At 68.5% G+C, this 25046-nt stretch carries 24 protein-coding genes; 1 reads left to right on the forward strand and 23 read right to left on the reverse strand.

From position 1 onward, the window contains the following. Positions 1–32: 32 nt before the first annotated feature. From ABE546_RS09235 to ABE546_RS09335, 21 genes are all read right to left on the reverse strand, one after another. Positions 33–3368, reverse strand: a complete 3336-nt coding sequence (locus tag ABE546_RS09235; RefSeq protein WP_346463418.1) for an ankyrin repeat domain-containing protein — start codon at positions 3366–3368, stop codon at positions 33–35. Then, entirely contained in the window at positions 3361–3627 is a 267-nt protein-coding gene (locus tag ABE546_RS09240; RefSeq protein WP_019185480.1) for a YcgL domain-containing protein, read from the reverse strand. Before ABE546_RS09240 ends, ABE546_RS09235 begins: the two co-directional genes overlap by 8 nt. Before the next feature lie 246 nt (positions 3628–3873). After that, positions 3874–4311: an excinuclease ATPase subunit gene (locus ABE546_RS09245; RefSeq protein ID WP_346463420.1), complete on the reverse strand. Its 438-nt coding sequence runs from the start codon at positions 4309–4311 to the stop codon at positions 3874–3876. A gap of 75 nt (positions 4312–4386) precedes the next feature. Continuing rightward, positions 4387–5628 (reverse strand): beta-ketoacyl-ACP synthase, encoded by a 1242-nt coding sequence (locus ABE546_RS09250; protein ID WP_346463422.1) that lies wholly within the window; start codon positions 5626–5628, stop codon positions 4387–4389. Next, entirely contained in the window at positions 5628–6359 is a 732-nt protein-coding gene (locus tag ABE546_RS09255; protein ID WP_313209486.1) for a 3-ketoacyl-ACP reductase FabG2, read from the reverse strand. The genes ABE546_RS09250 and ABE546_RS09255 overlap by 1 nt, the downstream gene beginning before the upstream one ends. After that, complete coding sequence (locus tag ABE546_RS09260; protein WP_313209488.1) at positions 6356–6811, reverse strand: hotdog family protein; 456 nt, start codon at positions 6809–6811, stop codon at positions 6356–6358. Before ABE546_RS09260 ends, ABE546_RS09255 begins: the two co-directional genes overlap by 4 nt. 2 nt (positions 6812–6813) lie before the next feature. Then, positions 6814–8001 (reverse strand): beta-ketoacyl-[acyl-carrier-protein] synthase family protein, encoded by a 1188-nt coding sequence (locus ABE546_RS09265; RefSeq protein ID WP_346463424.1) that lies wholly within the window; start codon positions 7999–8001, stop codon positions 6814–6816. Beyond that, the gene (locus ABE546_RS09270; RefSeq protein WP_313219313.1) at positions 7998–8549 is read right to left on the reverse strand and encodes a DUF3261 domain-containing protein; all 552 of its coding nucleotides are present in this window, start codon (positions 8547–8549) and stop codon (positions 7998–8000) included. The genes ABE546_RS09265 and ABE546_RS09270 overlap by 4 nt, the downstream gene beginning before the upstream one ends. Continuing rightward, positions 8537–9778, reverse strand: a complete 1242-nt coding sequence (locus tag ABE546_RS09275; protein ID WP_313209496.1) for an NAD(P)/FAD-dependent oxidoreductase — start codon at positions 9776–9778, stop codon at positions 8537–8539. The genes ABE546_RS09270 and ABE546_RS09275 overlap by 13 nt, the downstream gene beginning before the upstream one ends. A 43-nt stretch (positions 9779–9821) precedes the next feature. Further along, complete coding sequence (locus ABE546_RS09280) at positions 9822–12167, reverse strand: MMPL family transporter (RefSeq protein WP_346463426.1); 2346 nt, start codon at positions 12165–12167, stop codon at positions 9822–9824. After that, a complete protein-coding gene (locus ABE546_RS09285; protein WP_346463428.1) occupies positions 12160–12780 on the reverse strand; it encodes an outer membrane lipoprotein carrier protein LolA in 621 nt (206 codons plus the stop codon). Before ABE546_RS09285 ends, ABE546_RS09280 begins: the two co-directional genes overlap by 8 nt. Next, on the reverse strand, positions 12777–13199 hold the full coding sequence (locus tag ABE546_RS09290) for a thioesterase family protein (RefSeq protein WP_313209502.1): 423 nt from the start codon (positions 13197–13199) through the stop codon (positions 12777–12779). Before ABE546_RS09290 ends, ABE546_RS09285 begins: the two co-directional genes overlap by 4 nt. After that, entirely contained in the window at positions 13186–14742 is a 1557-nt protein-coding gene (locus ABE546_RS09295; protein ID WP_346463430.1) for an aromatic amino acid ammonia-lyase, read from the reverse strand. Before ABE546_RS09295 ends, ABE546_RS09290 begins: the two co-directional genes overlap by 14 nt. Further along, positions 14732–15679: an acyltransferase gene (locus tag ABE546_RS09300; RefSeq protein WP_346463432.1), complete on the reverse strand. Its 948-nt coding sequence runs from the start codon at positions 15677–15679 to the stop codon at positions 14732–14734. Before ABE546_RS09300 ends, ABE546_RS09295 begins: the two co-directional genes overlap by 11 nt. After that, on the reverse strand, positions 15676–16461 hold the full coding sequence (locus ABE546_RS09305) for a glycosyltransferase family 2 protein (protein WP_346463435.1): 786 nt from the start codon (positions 16459–16461) through the stop codon (positions 15676–15678). Before ABE546_RS09305 ends, ABE546_RS09300 begins: the two co-directional genes overlap by 4 nt. Further along, the gene (locus ABE546_RS09310) at positions 16454–18139 is read right to left on the reverse strand and encodes an AMP-binding protein (RefSeq protein ID WP_346463437.1); all 1686 of its coding nucleotides are present in this window, start codon (positions 18137–18139) and stop codon (positions 16454–16456) included. The genes ABE546_RS09305 and ABE546_RS09310 overlap by 8 nt, the downstream gene beginning before the upstream one ends. Further along, on the reverse strand, positions 18132–18683 hold the full coding sequence (locus ABE546_RS09315; RefSeq protein WP_088433443.1) for a hypothetical protein: 552 nt from the start codon (positions 18681–18683) through the stop codon (positions 18132–18134). Before ABE546_RS09315 ends, ABE546_RS09310 begins: the two co-directional genes overlap by 8 nt. A 22-nt stretch (positions 18684–18705) precedes the next feature. Further along, positions 18706–18963: an acyl carrier protein gene (locus ABE546_RS09320; protein ID WP_019185496.1), complete on the reverse strand. Its 258-nt coding sequence runs from the start codon at positions 18961–18963 to the stop codon at positions 18706–18708. Between the two features lie 20 nt (positions 18964–18983). Continuing rightward, positions 18984–19244 (reverse strand): phosphopantetheine-binding protein, encoded by a 261-nt coding sequence (locus tag ABE546_RS09325; RefSeq protein ID WP_019185497.1) that lies wholly within the window; start codon positions 19242–19244, stop codon positions 18984–18986. Beyond that, positions 19231–20034 carry a lysophospholipid acyltransferase family protein gene (locus tag ABE546_RS09330; protein WP_346463439.1) on the reverse strand — a complete coding sequence of 268 codons (804 nt, stop codon included), beginning with the start codon at positions 20032–20034 and terminating at the stop codon, positions 19231–19233. Before ABE546_RS09330 ends, ABE546_RS09325 begins: the two co-directional genes overlap by 14 nt. Then, on the reverse strand, positions 20027–20761 hold the full coding sequence (locus tag ABE546_RS09335; protein ID WP_313209528.1) for a beta-ketoacyl synthase chain length factor: 735 nt from the start codon (positions 20759–20761) through the stop codon (positions 20027–20029). The genes ABE546_RS09330 and ABE546_RS09335 overlap by 8 nt, the downstream gene beginning before the upstream one ends. Before the next feature lie 180 nt (positions 20762–20941). Between ABE546_RS09335 and ABE546_RS09340 the strand changes: the two genes are divergently transcribed. Beyond that, entirely contained in the window at positions 20942–21964 is a 1023-nt protein-coding gene (locus ABE546_RS09340) for a pteridine-dependent deoxygenase (protein ID WP_313219298.1), read from the forward strand. Positions 21965–22426: 462 nt separating this feature from the next. On the opposite strand, the gene cydB is transcribed toward ABE546_RS09340, so the two are convergent. Then, the gene (gene cydB, locus ABE546_RS09345) at positions 22427–23440 is read right to left on the reverse strand and encodes a cytochrome d ubiquinol oxidase subunit II (protein ID WP_313212568.1); all 1014 of its coding nucleotides are present in this window, start codon (positions 23438–23440) and stop codon (positions 22427–22429) included. A gap of 1 nt (position 23441) precedes the next feature. Continuing rightward, complete coding sequence (locus tag ABE546_RS09350; RefSeq protein WP_313212569.1) at positions 23442–24839, reverse strand: cytochrome ubiquinol oxidase subunit I; 1398 nt, start codon at positions 24837–24839, stop codon at positions 23442–23444. Between the last annotated feature and the right edge of the window lie 207 nt (positions 24840–25046).

Below are 25046 nucleotides of genomic sequence, written 5' to 3' on the forward strand. Positions count from 1 at the left end.
GCCGGCCAGCGGCCGGCACTACCAGGCGGGGCTCAGCCGTTATCGCGCAGGAACCGGGCCATCGAGGACACGCCCGGTACCAGCGGTTCGAATTCGCCGGCGACGTCGATGAAACCACGCATCACCGCGATCTCGCGCGGGCTGCGGTTGAGTGCGTCGCGCACGTCCGGGTCGGCGCCGGCACGCAGCAGGCGCTGCACCAGCAGCGGCAGGCCGTGCAGGGCCGCCAGATGCAGCGGGCCGAAGCCACGCGGATCCCGCACGTCCAGCGAGACCTCTTCGTCCAGCAGGCGCTCCACCGCGGCGAGCACGATCTGCTCGTCGCAGGCGGTGCCCGGTTCGGCGCGGGCGCCGAGCAGCAGCAGCAACGGCGTGACCGAGCCGGCGGCGGCCTGGTCCGGTTCGGCGCCGGCCAGCAGCAGGGTGTCGAGCAGGGCCAGCAGACGCGAGCGGTCGCGCGCACTGAAACCGTATAGCGCGGCGCAGTGCAGCGGGCCGAGCTGCTGGGCATCGCCCGCATGGACGTTGGCACCGGCGGTGAGCAGACGCGAAACAATGTCCGGCAGGCCCAGCGCCGAGGCCAGCATCAGCACGGTGACCCCGCCCGGCAGGCGGTATTCCAGTTCGGCACCGGCATCGAGCAGGGCCGAGACGATATCGATCTGGCGCATGCTGACCGCCGCCGACAGCGGCGTCGCACCGCTGGCCGCGGCGTGCTGCGGATTCGCACCACGGGTGAGCAGCAGGTCGACCACGGCCAGGTGCCCGCCACCGGCGGCACGCAGCAGCGCGGTGCAGCCTTGGGCGTCGACCACATCCACGGCGAAACCGAGATCGATCAGGCGACGCACGGCATCGGCGTCACCGGCCATCGCGGCCGCCGGCAGGTCGCCGTCGCGCAACGCGCGGCGCGGCAGCGGCCACACCCGCCAGTCCAGCCAGTCGGCCAGATCGCGGCGGCCGATCGACAGCGCCACGCCCAGCGGGGTCTGGCCGTCGGCGGCGCGGGCTTCGGGTGAGGCGCCCTGCTGCACCAGCAGCTTGATCGAGCCTTCGCGCGCGAGCGCGGTGGCCAGATGCAGGGCGGTCATGCCATGGCTGTCGCGCGCTTCGCGGTCCACGCCTTGAGTGAGCAGCGCCTGCTGCAGCCGCAGCCAGCCCAGCCGCACGGCCAGCGACAGCGGCGGATCGCCGGCCGGCGATGGCGCGAACGGATCCGCGCCGCGTTCCAGCAGTTCAAGTGCAAGCTGTTCCAGCCCGCGTGAGGCGTGGTCGTGCTGGGCGCAGGCGCTCAGCAGACGCGCCAGGCCACCGCGACCGGCCGGGGACACGCCACGGCGCAGCAGCACCTGCAGCGCCGGCACCGCGTCGATGCCCCGCGCCAGCAGCGCGAACATCGGGGTATCACCGCACGCATCCAGCACTTCCGGCGCCGCGCCGTGCGCGAGCAGCCAGTCCAGCGCCTGCGGATCCAGCGCCAGTTCGGCGTCGTGCAGCAGCGCACCCAGTTCCTCCGGCGCGCACAGGCGGGCCAGCGCGGCCATGCCCTCCACGTTGCCGAAGCTCAGCGCTTCACGCAGCAGTTCCAGTGGCGGACGGTCCGGCAGCGAGGGCGAGGCTGTGTCCCCGTCGCCGGACATCACCAGCCCATCGCTGACCGCGGACGGCAGCGGATAGGCGGGATCCAGCAGCGAGACGATCGCCCAGCGCCCGGCACCGGCGGCGATATCCACGGCACGGCGGCCCTGCGGGTCGGCCACGTCCACGGCGATGCCCAGATCACGCAGGCGGCGCACCAGCAGTGGCGAGACGTTGTCGGCCATGCAGGCCAGCAGCACCGCGTTGCGGCCTTCGCCATCAACCGCATTGAGATCGGGGTGGTGCGGCAGCAGGTGTTCGACCACGCCGGCCCGACCACCGCGCGCGGCTTCCAGCCACGGCGTGCGCGCCAGTCCGTCGCGGGCTTCCAGATTGGCGCCGGCGGCGAGCAGCACATCGATGATGTCGACATGGCCGGCCAACGCGGCTTCGTGCAGCGCGCTGCGGCGCTGGCGGTCGCGCGCATCGGCGCGGGCCTTGTGCTTGAGCAGCAGCTGCACACCGGCGGGATCGTCTTCTTCGGTGCCCGCGGCCGCCAGCAGCACGGGCGTTCCCTCGGCCGGCTCGGTCTTGGCCCCGCGTTCCAGCAGGAACTTGGCCAGGCGCCAGTTGCCCACCTGGCAGGCCACCGCCAGCGGTGACCAGCCATCGTCGTTCAGCGCGTCCACTTCGGCAGCGGCGTCGCGCAGCAACGCGGCGACGCCGGGATCGGAGCTGCGCGCGGCGTGGTGCAGGGGGGTGTTGCCTTCGCTGTCCACTGCACGCGGGTCGGCGCCGTTGGCGAGCAGGGTCATCACCGCCTCGGGGCGGCCATGCCAGCTGTCGCGGGTGGCGGCCAGCAGCGGGGTCATGCCGCGGTGCGGCGCATTGACCCCGACGCCGCGGGCAATCAGTTCACGCAGCAGCCGCAGGTCAGGCAGCACCGCGGCGAGCACCGCCAGGCTGCGCTGGTCGCGCCAGGCCGGGTCGGGCAGGCCGTGCGGATCGGCGCCGGCCTGCAGCAGCTGCAGGGCGCGGTCGACCCGGCCGCTGCGCGCGGCGTCATACAGCGCCGGCTGTTGTTCGTGCAGGCCGATCGATTCGAGCGGCTTGGGCTCGGGGTATGGCTCGGCAAAGGGATCGGCGCGGTCGCCGCGCGTCTCGGCCGGCACCGGCGCACCCAGGCTCGTCGCCGGCGCGATCGTCTGCAGCAGCACGTGCGCCAAGGGCGAGAGCAGCACGACCGCAGCGGCGATCGGCCAATGCAGCGCGTCCGACACCAGGCCCGGCCACGCCGGCAGCACCACCAGCGCGCACACCAGCACCACCAGTGCGGCCACGGCCAAGCCGCGCCAGGCGGTCAGGTCGCGTCCGGCCAGGGTCTGCCAATGCCGGGCCAGACTGCCCTCGCTGCGTTCCACGTCATTCCACAACGGCCAGGTTCGCCAGACCCCGAGCAGCGCGGCACTGACCGCCACGCTCAGGCCAAGCACGGCGGCCAGGCTGCCGCTGTCGTGCAGTGCGCTCAGCGGCCAGGCCACCAGCAGGGTCAGCAGCAGCGGGCCAAGGGACCACAGCGCCAACAGCGCGGGCGCGTCGTGGCGGGCCACTTGGGGCAATGGCTGCAGCGGGCGCGTCCGGCGCCACCACGATACCGCCAGCGCGAACGCCGGCTGGGCCAGCGCGGCGCACACCGCACCGGGCACGCCACCGACGGCCGCGGCCAGGGCCAGCAGCACACCGAGCGCGGCAGCGGAGGCAACAGCGCGAGGGCGTTGGGAGTCAGTCATTGCGTCGCGGGAACCGGACCGGCGCCAACGGGGGCGGCGGCAGCTGCAGGTGGAATCCACGCTCGGTCAGGTTCTGGCGCACTTGTGCGGCATCGACCTGGGCAAGGCGACGGTCGGGAGTCAGGGCCACTTCGAGAACGAACTGGAACGGCGCCAGCGAGGCCTTTACCGCGTCAGGGATGACCGAGAAGTCATCACGAACGGCGAGATAGACGAAGCTGTCCTGCTTGCGTTGGCTTTTATAGACGTAGGCTTGCATGCCGCAGGGCTTTGCCCAGGGTAGTGAATGACAATGATTGTGGAGGAAAGCCGGCACAGGTGAAAGCCGCGTGCACTGTCCACCGTCGGTTTTCCGTCGCGCGACAGCGTCAGGTTCATCAATGTCGCGATGTCGTTCAGCTGGGCACCGCTGCAGTCTGCCCGCGCCGCCGTGATGAATGCGTATCTGCGGCGGCCTGGGCAGGGGCAGCCGACCACCGCCGGGGGAGGCGGTGGCCGTGTCTGCTTACTTCACCTTGGCGTAGGTGCCCTTCAGTGCCACGCCGGCCAGGATCGCGCCCGCATAGCATTCGTAGTTGGTGGTGCTCTTGAACTCGTTCTTCTTGTAATAGCTGACGATGTCGACCACCGCATTGGCACCGCGCGACTTGGCACCGTCCTGCAGCGCGCGCAGCGCCGACAGGGCCACCCAGCGGCAAGCTTCGGCGTCGCTCTTGTTGGCGGCGTTGGTCTTCTTGTTGGTCACATCCTCGCCCAGGCGCTGCAGCACGCTGACTTTCTCGCCGGCCAGATAGAACTTCACGCTGCCGTCGATGCCGACGTTGCGGGCTTCGGCGGAATTGACCAGCTCATGCAGCGACTGCTCCACGCGGGTATCGCGGGCCTGGGCGGTGCTGGCGACAGCCAGCAGGGCGGTGGCGGCCATCAGGGCAAAACGACGCATTCAACTTTCTCCTTGTTGGTGGGACGCGGGGGGCTACGGAAACGGCCGGCCCGCACGGCAGGCCGGAAACAGCGGTCAGTCCTGCCAGCGGCGGAAGATCAACGAAGTGTTGATGCCGCCGAAGGCGAAGTTGTTGCTCATGACGTAGTCGGTCTGCAATGCGCGGCCTTCGCCATCGATGTAATCCAGCGCGCCGCAGCGCGGATCGACCTCGTGCAGGTTCAGGGTCGGGGCGAACCAGCCGTCACGCATCATCTCGATGCTCAGCCAGGCCTCGAACGCGCCGCAGGCCCCGAGCATGTGCCCGACGTAGCTCTTGAGCGAGCTGATCGGCATGCCCGGGCCGAACACCTGGTGGGTGGCCTGGGTTTCGGCGATGTCGCCGTGCTCGGTGGCGGTACCGTGCGCGTTGACGTAGCCGATCCGATCGGCGGCCAGGTCGGCGTCTTCCAATGCCAGCCGCATCGCCTGGGCCATGGTGCCGGCGCTGGGCTGGGTGACGTGCTGGCCGTCGCTGTTGGTGCCGTAGCCGACCACTTCGGCCAGGATCGTGGCACCACGCGCCTGTGCATGCTCCAGCTCTTCCAGGATCAGCGTGCAGGCGCCCTCGCCCAGCACCAGGCCATCGCGGTGCGCATCGAACGGGCTGGGCGTGGTCTGCGGCGCGTCATTGCGTACGCTGGTGGCGAACAGGGTGTCGAACACCGCCGCGGCGGTGGCATCAAGCTGCTCGGCACCACCGGTGACCATCACCGTCTGCTTGCCGCCGCGGATCGCTTCATAGCCCGAACCCACGCCCTGGCTGCCCGAGGTACAGGCGCTGGAGGTGGTGTAGACGCGGCCGGACAAGCCGAAGAACACGCCGATGTTCACCGGCGAGGTGTGGCTCATCATCTTCAGGTAGGTGGTGGCGCTGATGCCTTCGGTGGTGTGCTCATGGAGCATGCGGCCGAACTCGGCGGTGGCCTCGTGGCTGCCCGAGGACGAGCCGTAGGCCACGCCGGCCATGCCACTGCGCAGCACAGGGTGGCCGAGCAGACCGGCTGCCTCCAGCGCCAGCTCGGTGGCACGCACCGACATCACCGCCACCTTGCCCATGCTGCGGGTGGTCTTGCGGTTGTAGTTGGCCGGGAGCTCGAAATCCTCGGCTGGCGCGGCCAGGCGGGTATTGAGGCCATCAAACACTTCCCACTCGGGGATGTAGCGCACCGCGTTGGTCCGCGCCTGCAGGCGCGCGCGGATGCTCGCCCAATCCTGCCCGAGCGGGCTGATGGCAGCGGCGCCGGTCACCACCACGCGACGATCGGAGCCGGCCATCAGACCATGCCTCCGTTGACCGAGATCACCTGGCGGGTGATGTAGCCGGCCGACTCGGAGAGCAGGAAGGACACGGCCGCAGCGACCTCTTCCGGCTGGCCCAGGCGGTTGGCGGGAATCAGCTTGAGCGCGTGCTCGACGACTTCTTCATTGACCATCTCGGTCTCGATCAGCCCGGGGGCCACGCAGTTGACGGTGATCGCGCGGCTGGCCAGCTCCAGCGCCAGCGCCTTGGTGGCGCCGATGATGCCGGCTTTGGCCGCACTGTAGTTGGTCTGGCCGCGGTTGCCGACCAGGCCGGACACCGAGGACAAGGTCACGATGCGGCCCGGTTTGCGCCGGCGCACCAACGGCATCACCAGTGGGTGCAGCACGTTGTAGAAGCTGTCCAGGTTGGTGTGGATGACCGCATCCCAATCCTCGGCCGGCATCGCCGGGAAGGCACCGTCGCGGGCGATGCCGGCATTGCAGACCACCCCGTAATAGGTGCCGTGCTCGGCGATGTCCGCTTCCAGCGCGGTGCGCGCGGCATCGCGGTCGGCCACATCGAACATCAGCACCCGGGCCTGCCGGCCCAGCGCCTGGATCTCGGTCACCACGGCCTGTGCGTCTTCGATGCGGCTGCGGCAATGCACCACCACGTCGAAGCCGTCGCGCGCGCAACGCAGCGCCACGGCACGGCCGATGCCACGGCTGGCGCCGGTCACCAGCACGGTCAAATTCCCTGTCATGCCTCTCCACTCTCCAGATAAGCCGCTGCATCCGTGGGTTGGAACACGGAAACGTTGGCAACTGCCACTTCGATATCGTCCGCCAGGATCCGGCAGGCGAACATGCCCAGGCCATTCTCGCCCAACAGCTCGCAGTTCGCCTCCACCCGCAGGCAGCTGCCGGCGGCAAAGTATGGCCGGTGGGCGGTGTAACGACGGCTGCCGAGCAGGAAGCCGATCGAGGGTTCCGCACCGGTCTGCCAGGCGCGGCACCCGGCCCAGGCGGCGATCGCCTGGGCCATGTATTCAACCCCGACCCAGGCGGGCACGCCGTCGGGGGTGCAGAACAGACCCTGCGTCGGGACGTCCACCTCGACCGCGATGGATTCGTCCTGCCAGGCCACCACGCGGTGGATCAGGCGCATGCTGTCGCGGTGCGGAAGCACGGCGTCGATGTCGGGGGGCAGCGGCATGCTCATCCCTTGGCCAGTGCCAGGACGGCATTGCTGCCGCCAAAGGCAAATGAGTGACTGAGCACGTGCTGCAGCGGCTGCGCGGCACGCGTCCCGGGCGCCACCAGCGCCAGTGCCGGCAAGGCGTCATCGGCCTGTCCATCCCACCAGTGGGTGGGCAACTGCTGGTCGGGGTTGTCGGCCAGCGTCATCCAGCACAGCGCCGCTTCGATCGCGCCGGAGGCACCCAGCGTGTGCCCGGTCAGCGGCTTGGTTGAGCTGGCCGGCACCTGCGTGCCAAGCACAGCGGCGACCGCCTGGCTTTCCATCGCATCGTTGTGGCCGGTGGCGGTGCCGTGCAGGTTCACGTAGTCGATCTGCGCGGGCGTCAGGCCGGCCCGGTCCAGCGCCTGCTGCATCGCATCGATCGCCCCGCGTGCCTGCGGATCCGGCGCGGACATGTGGTGCGCATCGGAGGATTCCCCCCAGCCGGAGAGCCGCACCGGGCCCGGCTCGCGGGTCATCAGGAACAGCGCCGCGCCCTCACCGATGTTGATGCCGTTGCGGTTGACGGAGAACGGATTGCAGCGCGCCGCCGAGACCGACTCCAATGCGCTGAACCCGGCCACGGTGAACCGGCACATCGAATCGGCGCCACCGGCCACCACCGCATCGACCGCGCCGGCCTGCAGCAGGCGCGCGGCCGACATCAGCGCCTTGGCGCTGGACGAGCATGCGGTGGAGATCGTCCACGCCGGGCCGGTGCTGCCGATCCGCTCGCGCACGAAGCGCGCGGCGGTGCCCATTTCCTGCTGGGCGTAATGGAAATCGGCCGGCCACACACCATCGCGGTGATGCGTACGCAGTGCATTCTCCGATTCGCCGATGCCCGAGGTGCTGGTGCCGATGATCACCGCCACGCGATCGGCACCGAAACGGGCCACGGCGGCAGCGATGCCCTCGCGGATCTGCTCCAGTGCGGCCTCCAGCAGGCCGTTGTTGCGGCCACGCAGGGCCACCGGCAAGGCGGCCAGGTCCGGCAGCGGCGCATGCACTTCGCCCAGCGCCAGCGTGCGCCCGGGGAGGATCTCAGCGTTGTCGCGCAAACCACCGGGCTGCGCCGCGAACAGGCCGTCGCGTACCTGGGCGCGGTCGGCACCCAGCGCGCAGATCACCCCCAGCTCGTTCAGATAGACCGCGCTACTGCTCACTCTTGGCCCTGCCCCATGTCCATCGATTCGATCACCAGTTCATAGCCCTCGGCCAGGTTGCGCAGGCGCACGCGGCCGTCGGGGAGGCTGTCGCGCACCAGCCAGGGTTTGCCGCCCTGCTCCAGGCTGCGCACGCCATCGGTCTCCTGCAGGGTCCAGCCGGCGGGCAGCGCGGCACGGATCGCCGCCGCCGGCCACAACGCGAACTGCAGGTCGTCCAGCACGCGCTCGCCGCGCACCTGCGGCGGCAGCCATGGGGCACGGGTCTGTTCAAGATGCTGCCCGTCCCAGACCATGCGCACGCCGGTCTGGCCCATCGCCTGCACCGCCAGCCGCACCTGCTCGGCATCCACTTCCAGCAGCGCATCCAGCTCTCGCTGGTGGCTGCCGAAGCGGAACTGCAGGCGCTGCTGCAGCTGCACCGGTTGCGGCAATGCCGACGGCGCCAGCTGCAGCGTGGGCAGCTGCACCAGCGGTGTGGGCATGCGGGTGCTGGCACACGCGGCCAGCAGCAGGCTCAGCAACAGGGTCAGGATCAGGCGCTGCACAGTTCCTCCAGCACGCGCAGGCGCCGGCCGCTGGCATCGGCAACATACGGGTTCTGCGTGTCCCAGGCGTAGCCGGCCAGGATCGAGGAGATCATGCGGCGTACCTCCGGCTGCGGATCGGGATGGTAGATGATCTTCTGGAAGCCACCGGCGTACCAGGCTTCGACAAAGCGACGGAAGGTCTTCACCCCGGCGCGCAGCGGCACCGAGAACGCCTGCTCCCAATCCACCGTCTCACCGGCATGCTCGCGCGCCAGGCACTCGCTGGCCAGCTGCGCCGACTTGAAGGCAATGGTCACGCCCGAGGAGAACACCGGGTCCAGGAACTCGCCGGCATTGCCCAGCAGCGCATAGCCCTCGCCCCACAACGAGGAGACGTTGGCCGAGTACCCGGTGATGGTGCGCACCGGCAGCACCGCCCATTCGGCGTTGCTGAGCAGGCGGGTCAGGTTCGGGTCTTCGCCGACGATGGCCTGCAGCTTCTCCAGATCGGTACCGGGGTAGCGCTCGAAGAAACTCGGCTCGGCGACCACGCCCAGCGAGCAGCACCCATTGGAGAACGGAATCGTCCAGTACCACACGTCCACGTGCTCGGGATGGGTGGTGATCAGGATCTTGTTGCGGTCAAACCCCGCGCCGGCCGGAATGTGGTCACGCACGTGGCAGAAGATCGCGCCGCGCACCGGGAAGTTCGACGGCGACTCCAGCTTCAGCAGGCGCGGCAGCAGCCGGGCGAAACCGCTGGCGTCGAGGATGAAACCGGCCTCGATGGTGTACTCGCTGCCATCCGGGCGGCGCACCTGCACCTGTGCCGGGCGGCCGGGCTGCACCGAGAGCACTTCATCGCCGAAGCGCAGCGTGGCACCCATGCGCTCGGCACCGCGCGCCAGCACATCATCGAAGTCGGCGCGCTGCACCTGGTAGGTGGTGCCCCAGCCCGGCGAGAACTTGTCGCGGAAGTCGAACTCGGTGGTCGCTTCGCCGCGCACGAACGCGGCGCCGTTCTTGTACTGGAACCCGGCCTGCACCACATCCTGCAGCAGCCCGGCGGCCTCGATGTACTCCATGCTCTGCGGCAGCAGGCTCTCGCCGATCGAGAAGCGCGGAAACTGCTGGCGCTCCAGGATCAGCACCTGGCGGCCCTGCCTGCGCAGCATCGCGGCGGCCACGGAGCCGGCCGGGCCGGCGCCGATGACCAGGATTTCAGTACGTTCCACCTGCGGGTTCATCGATACATCCTTGATCAGTGCATGAAAGGAAAAACGCGGTCGCTCAGTGCGGGGCGTCGTGCGGTGGTGGGCGGAACAGCGGCGAAATCAGCCAGACCAGGCCGATGCCGAACAACAGGGTCAGACCGAACGCGCGCAGCGCCGGCGTGGCCGACAGCCCGAGCAGGCCGAACGACAGCCAGGTACTGGCCGCGCCGACGCACACGGCCAGCCAGGCACTGGCATCGCCGCGGTGCTCGATCAGGAAGATGCCGTAGTCGATGCCCATGCCCAGCAGCAGCATGAGCGCGAGCACGTTGAACAGCTGCAGCGGTTGCCCGAACAGGCCCAGCAGGGCCAGCGTCAGCGCACCGGCAACCAGGGTCGGGGCGAGCACGCGCCAGGCCTGCCCGCGGTAGCGCCAGTACAGCACCGCGAACACCAGCGCGATGCCGATCAGCAGCAAGCCGCTCATCAGCTTGCGATAGTGCTTGAGCAGCTGCGAGAAATCGGCGGTACGGTCGACCCAGCGCACCCCATCAATGCCCTTGGCCTGTGCTTCCAGCACAGCCAGTGCATCGGCGCGGGAGAGGTCATCGACCATCACCACCGAGGCCACGCCCTGCCCGACCGTCCCCAGCCACAGGTGGCGGAACGGCATCGCCGCCGGCGATGCGAGGAAGGCCTCGGCCTGCAGATCCTGCGCGGCATAGGCCGGGCGCAGCAATGGCTCGCCCACGGCCTCTCCGACCCGGGCCAGCACCTGCGGCTCGACCTTGGCCGTCAGCGCGGCATCAGCATGCTGGCGCTTCTGCGAAGGCAGCCAATCGCTGATCGCGCGGTAGCCGCCGATCTGCTTGTCTGCTTCCAGCACGCGCAGGCGGTCGATCAGCGCTTCTTCGCGCTCGAGCACCTGCTCGGCGGTATCACCCTGGACCAGATAGAACTGCGCCGGGCTGGGCATGCCCAGCATCTGGCTGATGCGGATCTGCTGGGCGATCAGCTCCGGTGGCGACGACTGCAGGCTGCGCAGGTCATCGTTGGTCTGCAGGCGCGCGATGCCGATCGCCGAGAGCAGCGTCACCACGCCCAGGAACATCGCCGCCTTGCGCCCATGCAGGCGCGGCCAGCGCTCCAGCGTGGCGCCGAGCCAGCGGGCGAAGCCGGTACGACGGATTTCGCCGCCATCCAGCCACGGGAACCAGAAGATCACGGTCAGGAAGGCGGCGGCCAGGCCCACCACCGAGAACAGCGCCATCTGGCGCAGCCCCGGGAACGGGGCCAGCCCCAGCGCGAGATACGCCAGCGCGCTGGTCAGCAACGCCAGCCACAGGCTCGGCAGCAGATGCCGCAGCAGCTTCCAGCGACGGTCAGCCGGCTCCGCCTGGCGCGAGGCGAACCAGTGGATGCCGTAGTCCTCGGCAACACCGACCAGTGACGCACCAAACACCAGCGTCAGCACATGCACCTTGCCGAACACCAGCACCGTCACCGCCAGCGCGACACCGCAGCCGATCAGCAGCGAGGCGGCCACCAGCAGGATCGGGCGCAGCGAGCGGAATGCCAGCCACACCAGCAGCAGCACCGCGGCCAGCGAGCCCCAGCCGATCGTGTTGATTTCCCAATTGGCCTGCACCGCAGCCGCCTCGGCATGCAGCGGCACACCGGCACGCAGCACCTCCAACCCCGGCGCCTGCCTGGCGGCGGCCTCGGCGGCGGTGTCCAGCAGCAGATCGATATGGCGCTCGCCATCGAGCTGGAACGCCGAACCGACCGTGTCGTACTGCACGATCGACCAGTGCTTGCCATCGGCCTCCAGCAGGCCGTCGTCGCCCATCTGCAGACCCGAGCCCAGCGCGCGTTCCTGCCACCACTGCGGCCACAGCGACAGCGGATCCTGGCGCCACTCGGTCAGCCGCGGTGCGCCCATCGGACCGTACAGCGCCGCCAGTGCCGACTCGGCCAGGCCTTGGGTGGGCTCGTTCTGCAGCCGCTCGCGCTGTGCGCTGGTCAGCAGGCGGTCGCGATACGGTGCGTAGAACGCACGCGCCTGATCGAACCAGCCTTCGATCGAGCCGCTCTCCTGGAGCAGCGGGGCAGCGCCCCGCTCTGCCTTGATGGCATCGCGGAAGGCCGCCTCGGCCGCCTTGGTCTGCACCGCATCGGTACTGCCCAGCAGCACCACGATCTGGCGCGCATTGGCATCGGCGATGCGCCGGGTGACATCGGACAGCAGGCGATCATGCGCGTCCTGCGGCAGCAGCGCGAGGATGTCGGTGTCGATCCGCGATTCGCTCTTCCACAGCTGCCACTGCTGCACGCCCAGGCCGACCAGCACCAGCAGCCAGACGATGGCCAGCCAGCGCCAGAGGCGCTGCAGGCGGCCGTTCGAGGTCAGCACGTCATTCAAACCTGCGACCCTCGTCGGTGCTCAGCGTGGCCGGCGTATCGCTCATGCCGGCAAAATGGATGCGGGTGACATCCTGGTTGGCCTCGTTGATCTGGACCTCGCGCACGTAACGGTCGCCGCTCAGGGTGAGCTGCGCGAACACCTTGCCGAGCATCGCCGAGCGCGGGGTCAGCTGCATTTTCCAGGCGTTGCCAGGCAGCACCTCGACCTTGACCGTGAACTGCGCCGACAGCGCCTGCGCATCGCCGCTCATTAGCGCGAACATGATCGCGTTGACCGAGCGCATCGCCGGTTGCTGGCGGCCATCGAGTTCGACCCGGCTGCTGCCATCGCTTTGCCGGCTGAGGATGCGGTCACGGGTGACCACCACCTCGGACGGGAACGGCTTGAGCGTGGTCCAGATCACCCCGTGGTCCTGGGCCAGCACGAAGCGGCCCTGCGAGCGCAGCGGATTCTTGAAGCCGGCGACCTGTTTCTCCTGGGTGAACTCGCCACGCAGCACGTCGACCTTGGCCACGCGCTGTTTGACGGCCTCCACATCGGTGGCGGCAAGCGCCGGGGCGACCACGGCCAGCATCACCAGCACGCACAGCGTGCGCAGCAAACGGTTCATTGCGGTTGCACTCCCAGACGCTCCCACAGCACCGGCGGGCACAGGTAGAGCATTTCATTGGTGGCCGCGTCGACCGCGACCTGGATGGTGTGGGCGCGGGTCAGCGTGGCACCGCTGCCTGCATCCAAGATTTCGTAGGCGATCTTCAGGCGATTTTCCCACTCGGTGATCGTGGCGCGCACGCGCAGCGCCTGGCCGTACAACAACGGCCGGATGTACTTCACCCGCGCATCCACCACCGGCCACAGGTAGCCGGAATCGCGCATCTGCGGGTAGTCGTAGTCGTGGCGCTGCAGCAGTGCGCAGCGCGCGATTTCGAAGTACTTGAAGTAGTTGCCGTGCCAGACCACTTCCATGGCGTCGCAGTCATGGAAGGCCGGCGACAGCGTCACCTCGAAGCTCAGATCAGGCGTGGACATACAACTCCCAGCGCTGTGCGCGGATATCGTCCAGCAGGGCGCGCAACTCGCCATCCAGCGCGCGGTCTTCCTCGATCAGCGCGATGCGCTCGGACAGGTCCTGGTACATCGCGGCCAGATCGCCGTGCAACGTCGCTTTCATGCCGACACGCTCGCGCAGGGCCACGCCCTGGCGGGCAGTGATCAGCAGCGCGGCGACGACCTGTTCGGTCAGTTCGATCACGCGCAGGCAATCGCGCGCGGCGATGGTGCCCATGCTGACCTTGTCCTGGTTGTGGCATTCGGTGGAACGCGAGAACACCGAGGCCGGCATGGTCTGCTTGAGCGCTTCGGCGGTCCACGCCGAGACACTGATCTGCAGCGCCTTCAGGCCATGGTTGATCGCGGCACGCTCACCGGTGGCGGCCGACAGGTTGGCCGGCAGACCGTGGTTGAAGCGCGCATCCACCACCAGCGCCATCTGCCGATCAAGCAGATCGGCCAGGTTGGCGATGGTGTTCTTCAGCGCATCCATGGCGAAGGCGATGTGGCCGCCATAGAAATGGCCGCCGTGCAGGATGCGCTCGCCCTCGACATCGATCAGCGGGTTGTCGTTGGCGCTGTTGAGTTCGGTTTCGATCAGCTGGCGGAAGAACGGCAGCGCGTCCTGCACCACCCCGATCACGTGCGGGGCGCAGCGCAGCGAGTAACGGTCCTGCAGCCGCTGTTCGTTGCGCGGCGGGCGATCGCTGTGCAGGTCCTGGCGCAGGCGCGCCGCGATCTGCGTCTGCCCCGGGTGCGGCTTGGCGGCGAACAGCATTTCATCGAAGTGGTGCGCGTTGCCGTCGCTGGCCAGCACGTTGAACGCGGTCAGGCGCGTCGCCAGCCTGGTCAGGTAATCGGCACGGTCATAGGCCAGGCAGGCCAGCGCGGTCATCACGGCGGTGCCGTTCATGATCGCCAGGCCTTCCTTGGGGCGCAGCCGCAGCGGGGTCATGCCGATCTCGGCCAGCACCTCGGCCGCCGCGCGGCGCGCGCCCTGGTACATCACCTCGCGCTCGCCACACAGCACCGCAGCCACGTAGGACAGCGGGGTCAGATCGCCACTGGCACCGACCGAACCCTCGGCCGGGATCAGCGGCAGCACGTCGTGGCGCAGCAGCGTGGCCAGGCCCTGCAGCAGCGGATGGCTGACGCCGGACATGCCACGCACCAGCGAGGCCAGGCGTGCAGCGATCACCGCACGGGTCTCCTGCGGATCCAGGAAACGGCCCAGGCCACAGCCGTGGTAGGTGAACAGGTGGTGCGGCAGCTCGGCCACCAGCGCCGGCGGAATGTTCACCGTGCACGAATCGCCGTAGCCGGTGGTCACCCCGTAGATGACGCCATCCTCGCGCAGCAGGCGATCAAGGAAATCCGCGCCGCGCTGGATGCGCGCGGTGAATGCCGCATCGTCGGTGACGACGGCCTGGGCCTGGCGCTGCGACAGCGCGACCACGTCTTCGATGGTCAGCGGCGCATCGCCGAAGCGGACGGAGGGTGCCTGATCGGCCTTACTTGCCATGAGATGCCTGATCCCAGAAGGGGAAGAAATTGAACCAGTCCAAGGGTGCCTGGGTGACCTGAACTTCCAGCCACCGGGCGAAATGTTCAGCCTGCGCGGTCAGCGCGGCGTCACGCGAACCGCGCGGCAATACGATGCGATCGGTGAACTGTTCAAAGCGCACCTGGTAGCCGCGGCCATGATGCAGGCAGGCCATGGTGTAGACCGGACAGGCCAGCGCCGCAGCGAGCACATAGGCGCCGATCGGGAACTGCGCGGTGTGGCCGAGGAACGAGGCCGGTACCGTGCGCCCGCCGCGCAGCGGCACGCGATCGCCGACGATGGCCACAAAGCCCCCCGCCTCGACCCGGCGCTGCAGCTCGACGGCGGTGGCCGGGCCCATGTCGGTCACCTGCAGCAGTTCCACCGAGGCCAGCGGATCGAGCCGCTGCATCAGCCGGTTGAAACGCTGCGCGTGCGCGGTGTGCACCAGCACGGTGATGTGGAAGCCGGGCACCTGCTCGGCCAGCACCTGGCATAACTCCAGGCAGCCGATATGCGCGGTGAGGATCAGGCCACCTTCGCGGCGCGCGATCCTGTCCAGCACCAGGTCACGCTGCAGATAGATGCGCTCGGGCGGATAGCGGCCGCCCAGGCCCAGCAGCTTGTCGAGCATGGTGTCGGCAAACAGCGCGAAGTGCTTCAGGCTCTGCCAGCGGCCCGGCGCTGTGGAAAACACGCCGGTATGCGCCTGCAGACGTTGCAGATACTGCAGCGAGGATTCGCGCGCGACCCGGTTGGTCAGCCAGTGGCAGAGCACCACCGGATACACGCACAGGCGGAACGGCCACCGGCCGAACCAGCGGTGTACCCAGCACAGGAACAGGACGCCGGCGGCCGAGGTCGACTCGCCGATGTCGGCCCAGTGCGGGGCGCCCTCAGGTGCAGGCGTGGTCATGGGCGAGAACCTGCGAGGCGCTGCCACAGCAGCCGCGGCGCACGCCACAGCATCCCGAAGAACAGGCGCGCATGCATGCGGCTGATGCGCACGTTGTCGCGCCACACATCGAAGTGCGAGACACCATCGCTGGGATAGGTGACGGCGGTCGGCACATTGATCACCTTGACCCCGCGCCAGAACAAGCGCACCAGGATCTCGCTGTCGAAATCCATGCGGCGGCCGATGGTTTCCTCGCCGATCAAGCGTGTCACCGGCGCCAGCGGATACAGGCGGAAGCCGCACATCGAGTCGCGGATCTGCAGCGACAGCGTGTTGATCCAGACCCAGATATGCGTGGCATAGCGACCGTACAGTCGCGCCTTGGGCACGCTGGCATCGTAGGCGGGCGTGCCGCAGATCACCGCGTCCGGCTGCGCCTGCGAGAGCGCGACGAAACGCGGGATGTCGGCGGTGTTGTGCTGACCATCGGCATCGATCTGCAGCACGTGGCTGTACTCCAGGCGCGCGGCTTCCGCGAAGCCGGCCAGCATCGCGCCGCCCTTGCCCTGGTTGACCGGCAATCGCAGCAGCGTCACCTGCGGCGCGTGCGCACGCGCCAGTGCATCGAGCACCTGCGCGCAGTCCAGATGCGAACCATCGTCGACCAGCAGACACGGCAGGCCACTGGCAAGCACGCCTTGGACCACCGCGCCGATCGCATGGGCGTGGTCGTACACGGGAATCACCACCAGCGGGGCGAAGGCGGGCCCGCTCACGTCACCACCGGTGTCATCATGCATCGCCGAACACCACCCGGCCGCTGGCATGCACGCCATGGTCGGAGACATAGCGGAAGCTCATTGCCGATTTGGCCGCATCCCAGCCCAGGCTCAGCTGCAGGCAGTCGCCCGGCCGCGCCACATGCTGGAACTTCACCGCATCCATCCGTACGAACCGCGGCGGCATCGTGAAGGCGCTACGGCCGTAGTGGATTGCCCAGTCCAGCTGGACCACGCCGGGCAGGATCTTCGCCTGCGGGAAATGCCCGTCGAACGCGACCAGGTCAGGATCCAGAACGAACTGCAGCGACGCGGTGGTGTCATCGCGCTGCTGCCACTCGGCCATCGGCATCAACGGGCGGAACAGCGCCGCCAGTGCCGCGGCGGTGACCTTGCCCTGCGCATTGAAGGGAAGTTCGTCGATGAAGCGCCAGCGGCGCGGCCGGGTCACCGCGTCATGGCTGCGGGCCAGATGCGCGCTGAGCTGCTGCGCCTGGCGGCGGCGCTCGGCGTCATCCCACTGCGCGGCGCCCGTCGCCTGCGGCACCACCACGGCGGCCAGCTGTTCGCGCGCGCCCGGCAACACCAGCACGCGCACCTCCTGCACGGCCGGGTGCGCGCGCAGCTGCTGCTCGAGGGCATCCAGCGAGACGCGCCGCTCTTCGATCTTGACGATGCGATCGGCGCGGCCGAGCAGGCGGAAGCTGTGGCCGTCATCGGCCACGGCACGGTCCTGGGTCAGCCACCAGTCTTCGCTCGCCAGGTGCGGCGAGCGGACCGCCAGGCAGCCCTCGTCGATCCGCCAGGCGACGCCGGGCAACGGATGCCACTGCGGCCGCGCTGCACTCCAGCGCCGCCACGCAACGCCACCGGTTTCGCTGCTGCCGAAGACTTCGGTCGGGGCCACGCCCATCAAGGCGCGCACCTGCAGCGCCGCCTCGGTCGGCAGCGGACCGCCGGAGGAGAACACCGCGCGCAGCTGACCGCCCAGCGAGGACCAGTCCAGCTGCTCGGGCAGGCGTTTGAGATGGGCCGGGGTGGCCACCAGCACCGACGGCTGGCCGCCCAGCGCGCTGACCAGGTCTTCGTGGAAGAACCGGCGCGGCTGGATCGCGCGTCCGGCCACCAGCGGCCACAGCACCCGGAACAGCAGCCCGTAGATGTGCTGGTGCGAGACCGTGCCCTGCACCTGGGCGCCGTCGAACTGCTCGCCGAAGGCGGCCTGCAGCGCATCCACCTCGCGGGTCAGCTGGCGCATGCGTTTGACGATGGCGCTCGGCGCGCCGGTGCTGCCGGAGGTGAACACCACCAGTTCCAGCGCCGCGTCGTCCAACGGCTGCAGCACCTGCTCCGGATCGGCCGCCGCATCGGGCTGCAGCGGCGCATACCGGGCCGGCACGTCGCCGGCGAACCCGGCCACGCGCGGGCTCAGTCCTTCCAGCGTGGCCGGCAGGTTGTCACCGCCCAGGAACACACGCTTGCCGGCATGCCAGGCCCCCAACAGGGCGGCGGCGAAGGTCAGCGTGTCATCGAAATACAGCGCCCAGTCGGTGCCGGGGGCACGCGCGAACGCCTGCTGCCAGCACAGTACCTGCGCGCGGAACTGCGGGTGCTCCACCACGGTGTCGCCGGCGATGCCGACGATGCGGCCCGGGCGCGGGGCCAGCGCCAACCGGTCCAGTGCGATCCACTCAGCCATGGGCATGCGCCGCCTTGACCCGTCGCCGGACCAGCCATTCCCCGCCAAACAGAGCACCCATCATCACGTAGGCCAACAATCCGTTGTAGAACGCCCAGACCTGGTTGGACGCCCACAGCGCCGTGGCCAGGGCCAGACTTCCGTTGAGAACAAAGAAGCCGCACCAGATCCACGTGACGCGACGGGTATAGATCACGGCGAACGGCGGCAGGTCCGGCTCACTCAGCCGCGCCAGGCGCTCCACGGCACTGGGCCCGAAGCGCAGGCTGGTGGCGAAGATGACCAGCATCACCGCGTTCACCAGCGCCGGGTACAGCTTCAGCGGCAGGGCCTCGTTGAAGGCCGTAGCCACCAGGGCGAGCACACCGGTGCCGAGTGCGGCCACCCACCACACCGCCTGGCGGGTGGTCAGCGCGCGCAGCGCGGCCAGGGTGAACAGCAGCAGCGACAACCAGCGCGGCTCGAACCGGCCCAGCGACAGGTAGACCACCAGCGGGTATGCCAGCGACAGCAACGCAAACGCCGCGACGCGTACCCGGACCATGGTCAGTCTTCAGCGATGGCCGTCAGGCGGCCGCTTGACCAGGCAACAGCCCGTGCACCACATCCACGATGTCCTGCACGGTGCGCACCTGCTTGAACGCTTCCGGCTGCAGATTGCGGCCGAGCAGCGGCTTGAGCTGCACGATCAGGTCGACCGCGTCGATGCTGTCGATGTCCAGGTCGTCATACAGCCGCGCGGCGGGCGTGATACGGCTCGGCTCGATCTCAAAGCTGTCCTTGAGGATCTTGACGATGCGCTCGAAAAGTTCGTTCTTGGTCATGGGTAAATCCTGACGCGCCGTTAGGACGGCTGGCGTGCGGCGACAAACTCGCTCAGGGCACGCACGCTGGAGAAATGGCGACGGGTCTCTTCCGAATCGGCTGACAGGCTGACACCGTACTTTTTCTGCAGGGCCAATCCAAGTTCCAGCGCGTCGATCGAATCCAGGCCCAACCCCTCTACAAACAAGGGCGCGGCGGAATCGATGTCTTCGGGAGTGATGTCTTCCAGTGAAAGCGATGAAATGATCAATTCCTTGATCTCGTGCTCAAGTGCCTGCACGGGTCGGGTCTCCAGCGAAGTCGAAGTAATGGGCAAGATGATCGGTCACACGCCTGGCCGCCAAGGCATCCCCCCTGGGCGCATCGCCGGTCTCGTTCAGAAACGGGGCAATCGGGAGATCCTCCCCGACTTCCAGCTGAACGTGAAATCGCCGTGATGGCACACGATACCATTTCTGGCCCTTGGTCAGGGTCAGCGGGGTGCAGGTGATCCGCACCGGGGTGATGTCCAGCCGGCCCCGCACCGCGATGTTGGCCGCCCCGCGCTGCAGGCGCAGCGGCTGTCCCGGCACGGTGCGGGTGCCCTCCGGGAAGATGACCAGGTTGCCGCCGGCCTGGACCGCCGCGATGCAGTCATCGATCAGGCCCGCTCCGTCGTCGTTGGAGACATAGCCGGCCGCGCGGACCGGGCCGCGCATGAACGGGTTGCACGCCACGGCCTGCTTGACCACGCAATCGGCATTGGGCAGCTGGGCGATCAGCAGCACCACGTCGATCAGGGTCGGGTGGTTGGCCAGGATCAGCAGGCCGTTGCGTTGCAGGCGCTCCCCCCCGCGGATCTCATAGGTCATCAGCCCGAGCCGGCGCATCAGGCCGACGTGCGTGGCGAAGCTGCCCTGGACCAGGCGCCGCGCCAGCACGCGCCGGCGCACCGGGTCGCGGATCAGCAGCAGCGACAGGAACAGCAGCCCGCCCAGCACCAGCCCGCCGAGCCCGAAGGCGGCAAAGCTCAGCCCCGTGCCCAGCACCCGCCAGGCATGGTTGATCCGGGCCGGCCAGCGCTCAGCCATGGCGTTGCCAGGTCCAGCGTTGGCCATCGGCCTCCAGCCCCAGCGAAGGCGCACCGGCCAGCAGGAAACGCAAGGCTTCCAGGCCATGCGGCAGACCGTCGGAGGGGCGATCCTCGCCGCCTGCCCCCCAACCCAGCGACAGCCGGGTGCCCGGACCGTCGGCCGGTCCCAGCCGCCAGCACCAGGCGAAGAACGGATCGGGCTCGTCGGCGAAGCCGGCGTAGATCGGTGGCAAGGGCGATTCATAGACCACCAGTCGCACCTCGGGCGCGCCATCGGCGAGCAGGCCGAAGGCCTCCATGCAGGCGGTCTCGACCGTGGCCCGGCCAGCCGCGAGGGCCAGATAGTTGCCGCGATGGCCGCGGGCAATCGAATACAGCGCGGCGATCGCGTTGTGCACCGACAGGCCGAAGCCGGTTGGCGACATCGGCTGGTCTGCGCTCAGGGTATTGAGCAGTTCCATCGAACGGGCCACGTCGCCATGCCGCGAGGCGAACACCAGCGGCACCTGGCCACCGTCGTCGGGCTGCTCGCACCAGCACGCGGTCTGGATCGCCATGCGCCCCAGCCGCTCGATCCGGCGGCGCTGCATGGCCGGCACTTCGGACAGTGCCGGCGTGTCCTCACCGGTCGGCAGCCAAGGGGCCTCTGCCCACGCCTGCCACTGCTCCCGGGTGGTGATGCCTGGCGCCCAGGCCGACCAATCCACTACTGAAAACTCGATCATTCACGCCAACATGATGGATGGGTACCAGGACGGGCACGAGCCAGGGTGGCCACGCGGATCGGCTCCCCATGCCAGCCGGACCGCGCCTGTCATCGACATCGTCCGGCGCCGGACGCGGTGCCGAGAAAGGAGCGCACGCTATCATGACACTCTCGGCACTGGCAGCATTCACATTCTGAAATGAGCAACACGATCGACCACGCAACGTCCCCGGCAATCGCTTTCCCTTCCTCCGGACCTGCGTGGTTCCATGTCGCCTACGCCCCGGCGGCGCACCGTGATGCCGCGCTGGCCGACCCGCAGACGCTGGCGGTGTTCGGCTTCGGCCTGCGTCACGCCGCGCTGGACGACCCGCGCTGGCTGCAGGTCCCGCTGGCCGAACAGGGTCCGGCGCAGATCGAGGTCTGGCGTGGCGGCACGCCGGTCGCGCACGGCACCACCGATGGGGTGCGCTGGTCGCACACCGACAGCCTGCTGTTCGGGGTGCTGGAGATTGACGAGGTCGACAGCGATATCGAGTCCGCCGCAGCCGAGGCCTATGCGCGGATGAGCGCGTTCCTGTCGCGCTGCGGCTATCCGCATCTGCTGCGCACCTGGAACTATCTGGACGCAGTGACCGAGGGCGATGGCGACGATGAACGCTACCGACGTTTCTGCGTGGGCCGCGTGCGGGGCCTGCGGGAACTGGATGAAGCCGCACTGCCGGCGGCAACCTGCATTGGCCGCTTCGACGGTGAGCGCCGGCTGCAGGTGTATTGGCTGGCAGCCCGCGAGCCGGGCCTGCCGCTGGAGAATCCGCGTCAGGTGAGCGCGTTCCGTTATCCACGCCAGTACGGGCCGCAGTCGCCGAGTTTTTCGCGGGCGCTGTTGCCGCCGTTGGCAACGGGGTTGCCGTTGCTGCAGTCCGGGACGGCGGCGATCGTGGGGCATGTGTCGCAGCACACGGGGGCGGTGGATGAGCAGTTGCGGGAGACGTTGACGAATCTGCAGAGTCTGGTGGATACGGCGCGCGGTCAGCGGCCGTCGCTGTCACCGGCGTTGGGGTCGACGTCGGTGCTGAAGGTGTATGTGCGGCGCGCGGAGGATATGGCGGCGGTGGCGGCGCAGATGGCGGCGCTGCCGACGGCCCCGCCGTTCGTGGTGTTGCATGCAGAGGTGTGCCGGGCGGAGTTGCTGGTGGAGATCGAGGGGCTGCACGGCTGAGTCAACAGCCTTGGTTTGCCGGGCGCGCCTGGCCTGGGTCGGTGTGGGTGGGGTGTCGGGACCCGCTGCAAGTACGTCCCTGTAAGCTCATGTGTTGCCATCCATGGCAACACATGGTCCCGCCACCCCACCCACACCGCCCCTTCGACAGTTGGCTGGTGCGCATCGGAAAGATCAACAGCAGGTCGAATCGGCCGCCTGACGTTTCTTCTTGATCAATCAAGCAGCTTTCATGCTGGGGTAGAGCCGACCGTTGGTCGGCTGCTCTTGACCCGTTTTATGCGGTTGACTCTTCCCACCGACGACGCAGACCTTTCAGGGCGAGGGCGGTCGGACCCTGCCGGGACCGACGGGCGCCATGGATGGCGCCCGTCGAGCCCCCAGGGATGGGTTTACGGCACGTCCCGGCAGGGTCTGACCGCCCTCGCGCACACGGAACCGGGAATAGCCACCGTGCTTTCCTCAGTGATACCCCACATCCGCCCGCACCTTGCCGCGGAACACCCGGTACGACCAGGCCGTATAGCCCAGGATCACCGGCAGCAGGATCACCAGCCCGACCAGGCTGAAGCTCAGCGACGAGGCCGGCGCCGCGGCCTGCCACAACGTCATGCTCGGCGGCAGCAGGTACGGCCACATGCCCAGCACCAGGCCGATGAAGCCGAGGATGAACAGGGCCAGCGTCAACAGGAACGGCGGCAGATCGCGCTTGGGATGCATCGCGCTGCGCCACAGCGCGGTGGCGACCGCCAACGTCAGCAACGGCACCGGCGAGAGCCACCAGAAGTTGCCATCGCTGAACCAGCGCGCCATCAGGCGCGAATCCAGGAACGGCAGCCACGCGCTCACCAAGCCCATGAACACGATCACCGCCACCACCAGCGGGCGGGTCAAGGTGCGTGCAAAGGTCTGCTCGCGACCTTCGGTCTTGAGGATCAACCAGGTGCTGCCGAGCAGCGCGTAACCGAACACCACGGCTGCGCCGGTCAGCATCGAGAACGGGCTGAACCAGCTGAAGGCGCCGCCGACATAGCGGCCATCCACGACCTGCAGGCCCTGCACGAGTGCGCCGAGAATCACGCCCTGCGCGAAGGCGGCCAGCAGCGAGCCCAGGCCGAATGCCACGCTCCACAGCTTGCGCGAGCGGTGCGCCTTGAAGCGGAATTCGAAGGCCACGCCGCGGAACACCAGCGCGACCACCAGCAACAGGACCGGCAGGTACAGCGCCGACAGCAGCGCCGCGTAGGCCTTCGGGAAGGCCGCCATCAGCCCGGCCCCGCCCAGCACCAGCCAGGTTTCGTTGCCGTCCCAGATCGGGGCGGCGGTGTTCATCATGATGTCGAGCTGTTCTTCATCCTCGGCCATCGGCGCGAGGATCCCGATGCCAAGCACGAAGCCATCCAGCACCACGTACATCAGCACACCAAAGCCGATCACCGCGAACCATGCCACCGGCAGCCAGGTCGTCATCTCCATCTCAGCGCTCCTCCAGCGGTTCATCGGCACCGGACAGCGGCCGCGCCGGGGTGTGGCTGCCGGCATCCAGGGCCGGGGCCGGGTCATGCGGCTTGGGACCGGTGCGGATGATCTTCACCAGGTACCAGACACCCCAGCCGAACACGAACGCATAGCCGACGATGTACACGCCCAGCGAGAGCGCCGTCATCCATGCGCTCTGCGGACCCACGGCATCGGCGGTGCGAAGCACGCCATAGACCACCCACGGTTGCCGCCCCATCTCGGTCACGAACCAGCCGGAGATCAGCGCGATGAAGCCACTGGGCAGCATCCAGTTCCAGCCGCGGATCAGCCAACGCGACTGCAGCAGTTTGCCGCGCCACCACTGGAACGCCGAGACCCAGGCCAGCAGCAGCATCAGCGTGCCCAGCCCGACCATCACCCGGAACGCAAAGAACACCGGCACCACCGGCGGCCGGTCGCTGGCTGGCACCGAGGTCAGCGGATCGAACGTGCCCTCCAGCGAATGGGTGAGGATCAGGCTGCCCAGGCGCGGGATCGCGATTTCGTAATCGTTGCGCTCTGCCTTTTCATTGGGCACCGCGAACACCACCAGCGGCACGCCCTTGCCCTCGCCTTCGGAATGCCAGTGCGCCTCCATCGCCGCGATCTTCATCGGCTGGTGCTTGAGGGTATTCAGGCCATGCATGTCGCCGACGAAGATCTGTACCGGCACCGTCAGCGCGGCGAAGCCCACCGCCGCCAGCAGCATCTTGCGGCCGGCTTCGCGGTGCACGTCCTTGCGCAGGTACCACGCCCCCACGCCGCCGATCACGAAGCACGTGGTGATGAACGAGCCCAGGGCCATGTGCGCCAAGCGGTACGGGAACGACGGGTTGAAGACGATCTGCCACCAGTTCTGCGGGTGCACGATGCCATCGACCATCGCGTAACCGGCCGGCGTCTGCAGCCAGCTGTTGGAGGACAGGATCCAGAACGTGGAGACCAGCGTGCCCAGCGCCACCATGCAGGTGGAGAAGAAATGCAGGCGCGGCGAGACCTTGCCCCAGCCGAACATCATCACGCCCAGGAAGCTGGCTTCCAGGAAGAACGCCGTGAGCACTTCATAGGTCAGCAGCGGGCCGATCACCGTGCCGGCGACCTCGCTCAGCCGGGGCCAGTTGGTGCCGAACTGGAAGGCCATGACGATGCCGCTGACCACCCCCATGCCGAAGGAGACCGCGAAGATCTTCTGCCAGAAGAAATACAGCTCGCGCCAGACCGGATTGCCGGTGCGCAGCCAGCGCGATTCGACAAAGGCCAGCCAGCTGGCGGTACCGATCGTGAAGGCCGGGAACAGCACGTGGAAACTGATGACGAACCCGAACTGGATCCGGGACAACAACAACGCGTCCAAGAGACGCCTCCGACTGGCTTCTGAAATCCGCACCAGTCTGGGCCTGTATCCGTGAAAGGCACATGCGACCGGGTGACGCGCTGCTTCACTTTGTCGCAGGTGGGTCGGGCGCTGGGCCCCCATACCCTTTCCGGCGAATGTCCCCCGGCGTCGGCCTGCGGCCGCCCCCTCCTCCTTTATTTCGCCTCCAAGGGTATGGGGGCCCAG

It is taken from the genome of Stenotrophomonas sp. TWI377 (genome assembly GCF_039674525.1).
GTDB lineage: Bacteria > Pseudomonadota > Gammaproteobacteria > Xanthomonadales > Xanthomonadaceae > Stenotrophomonas.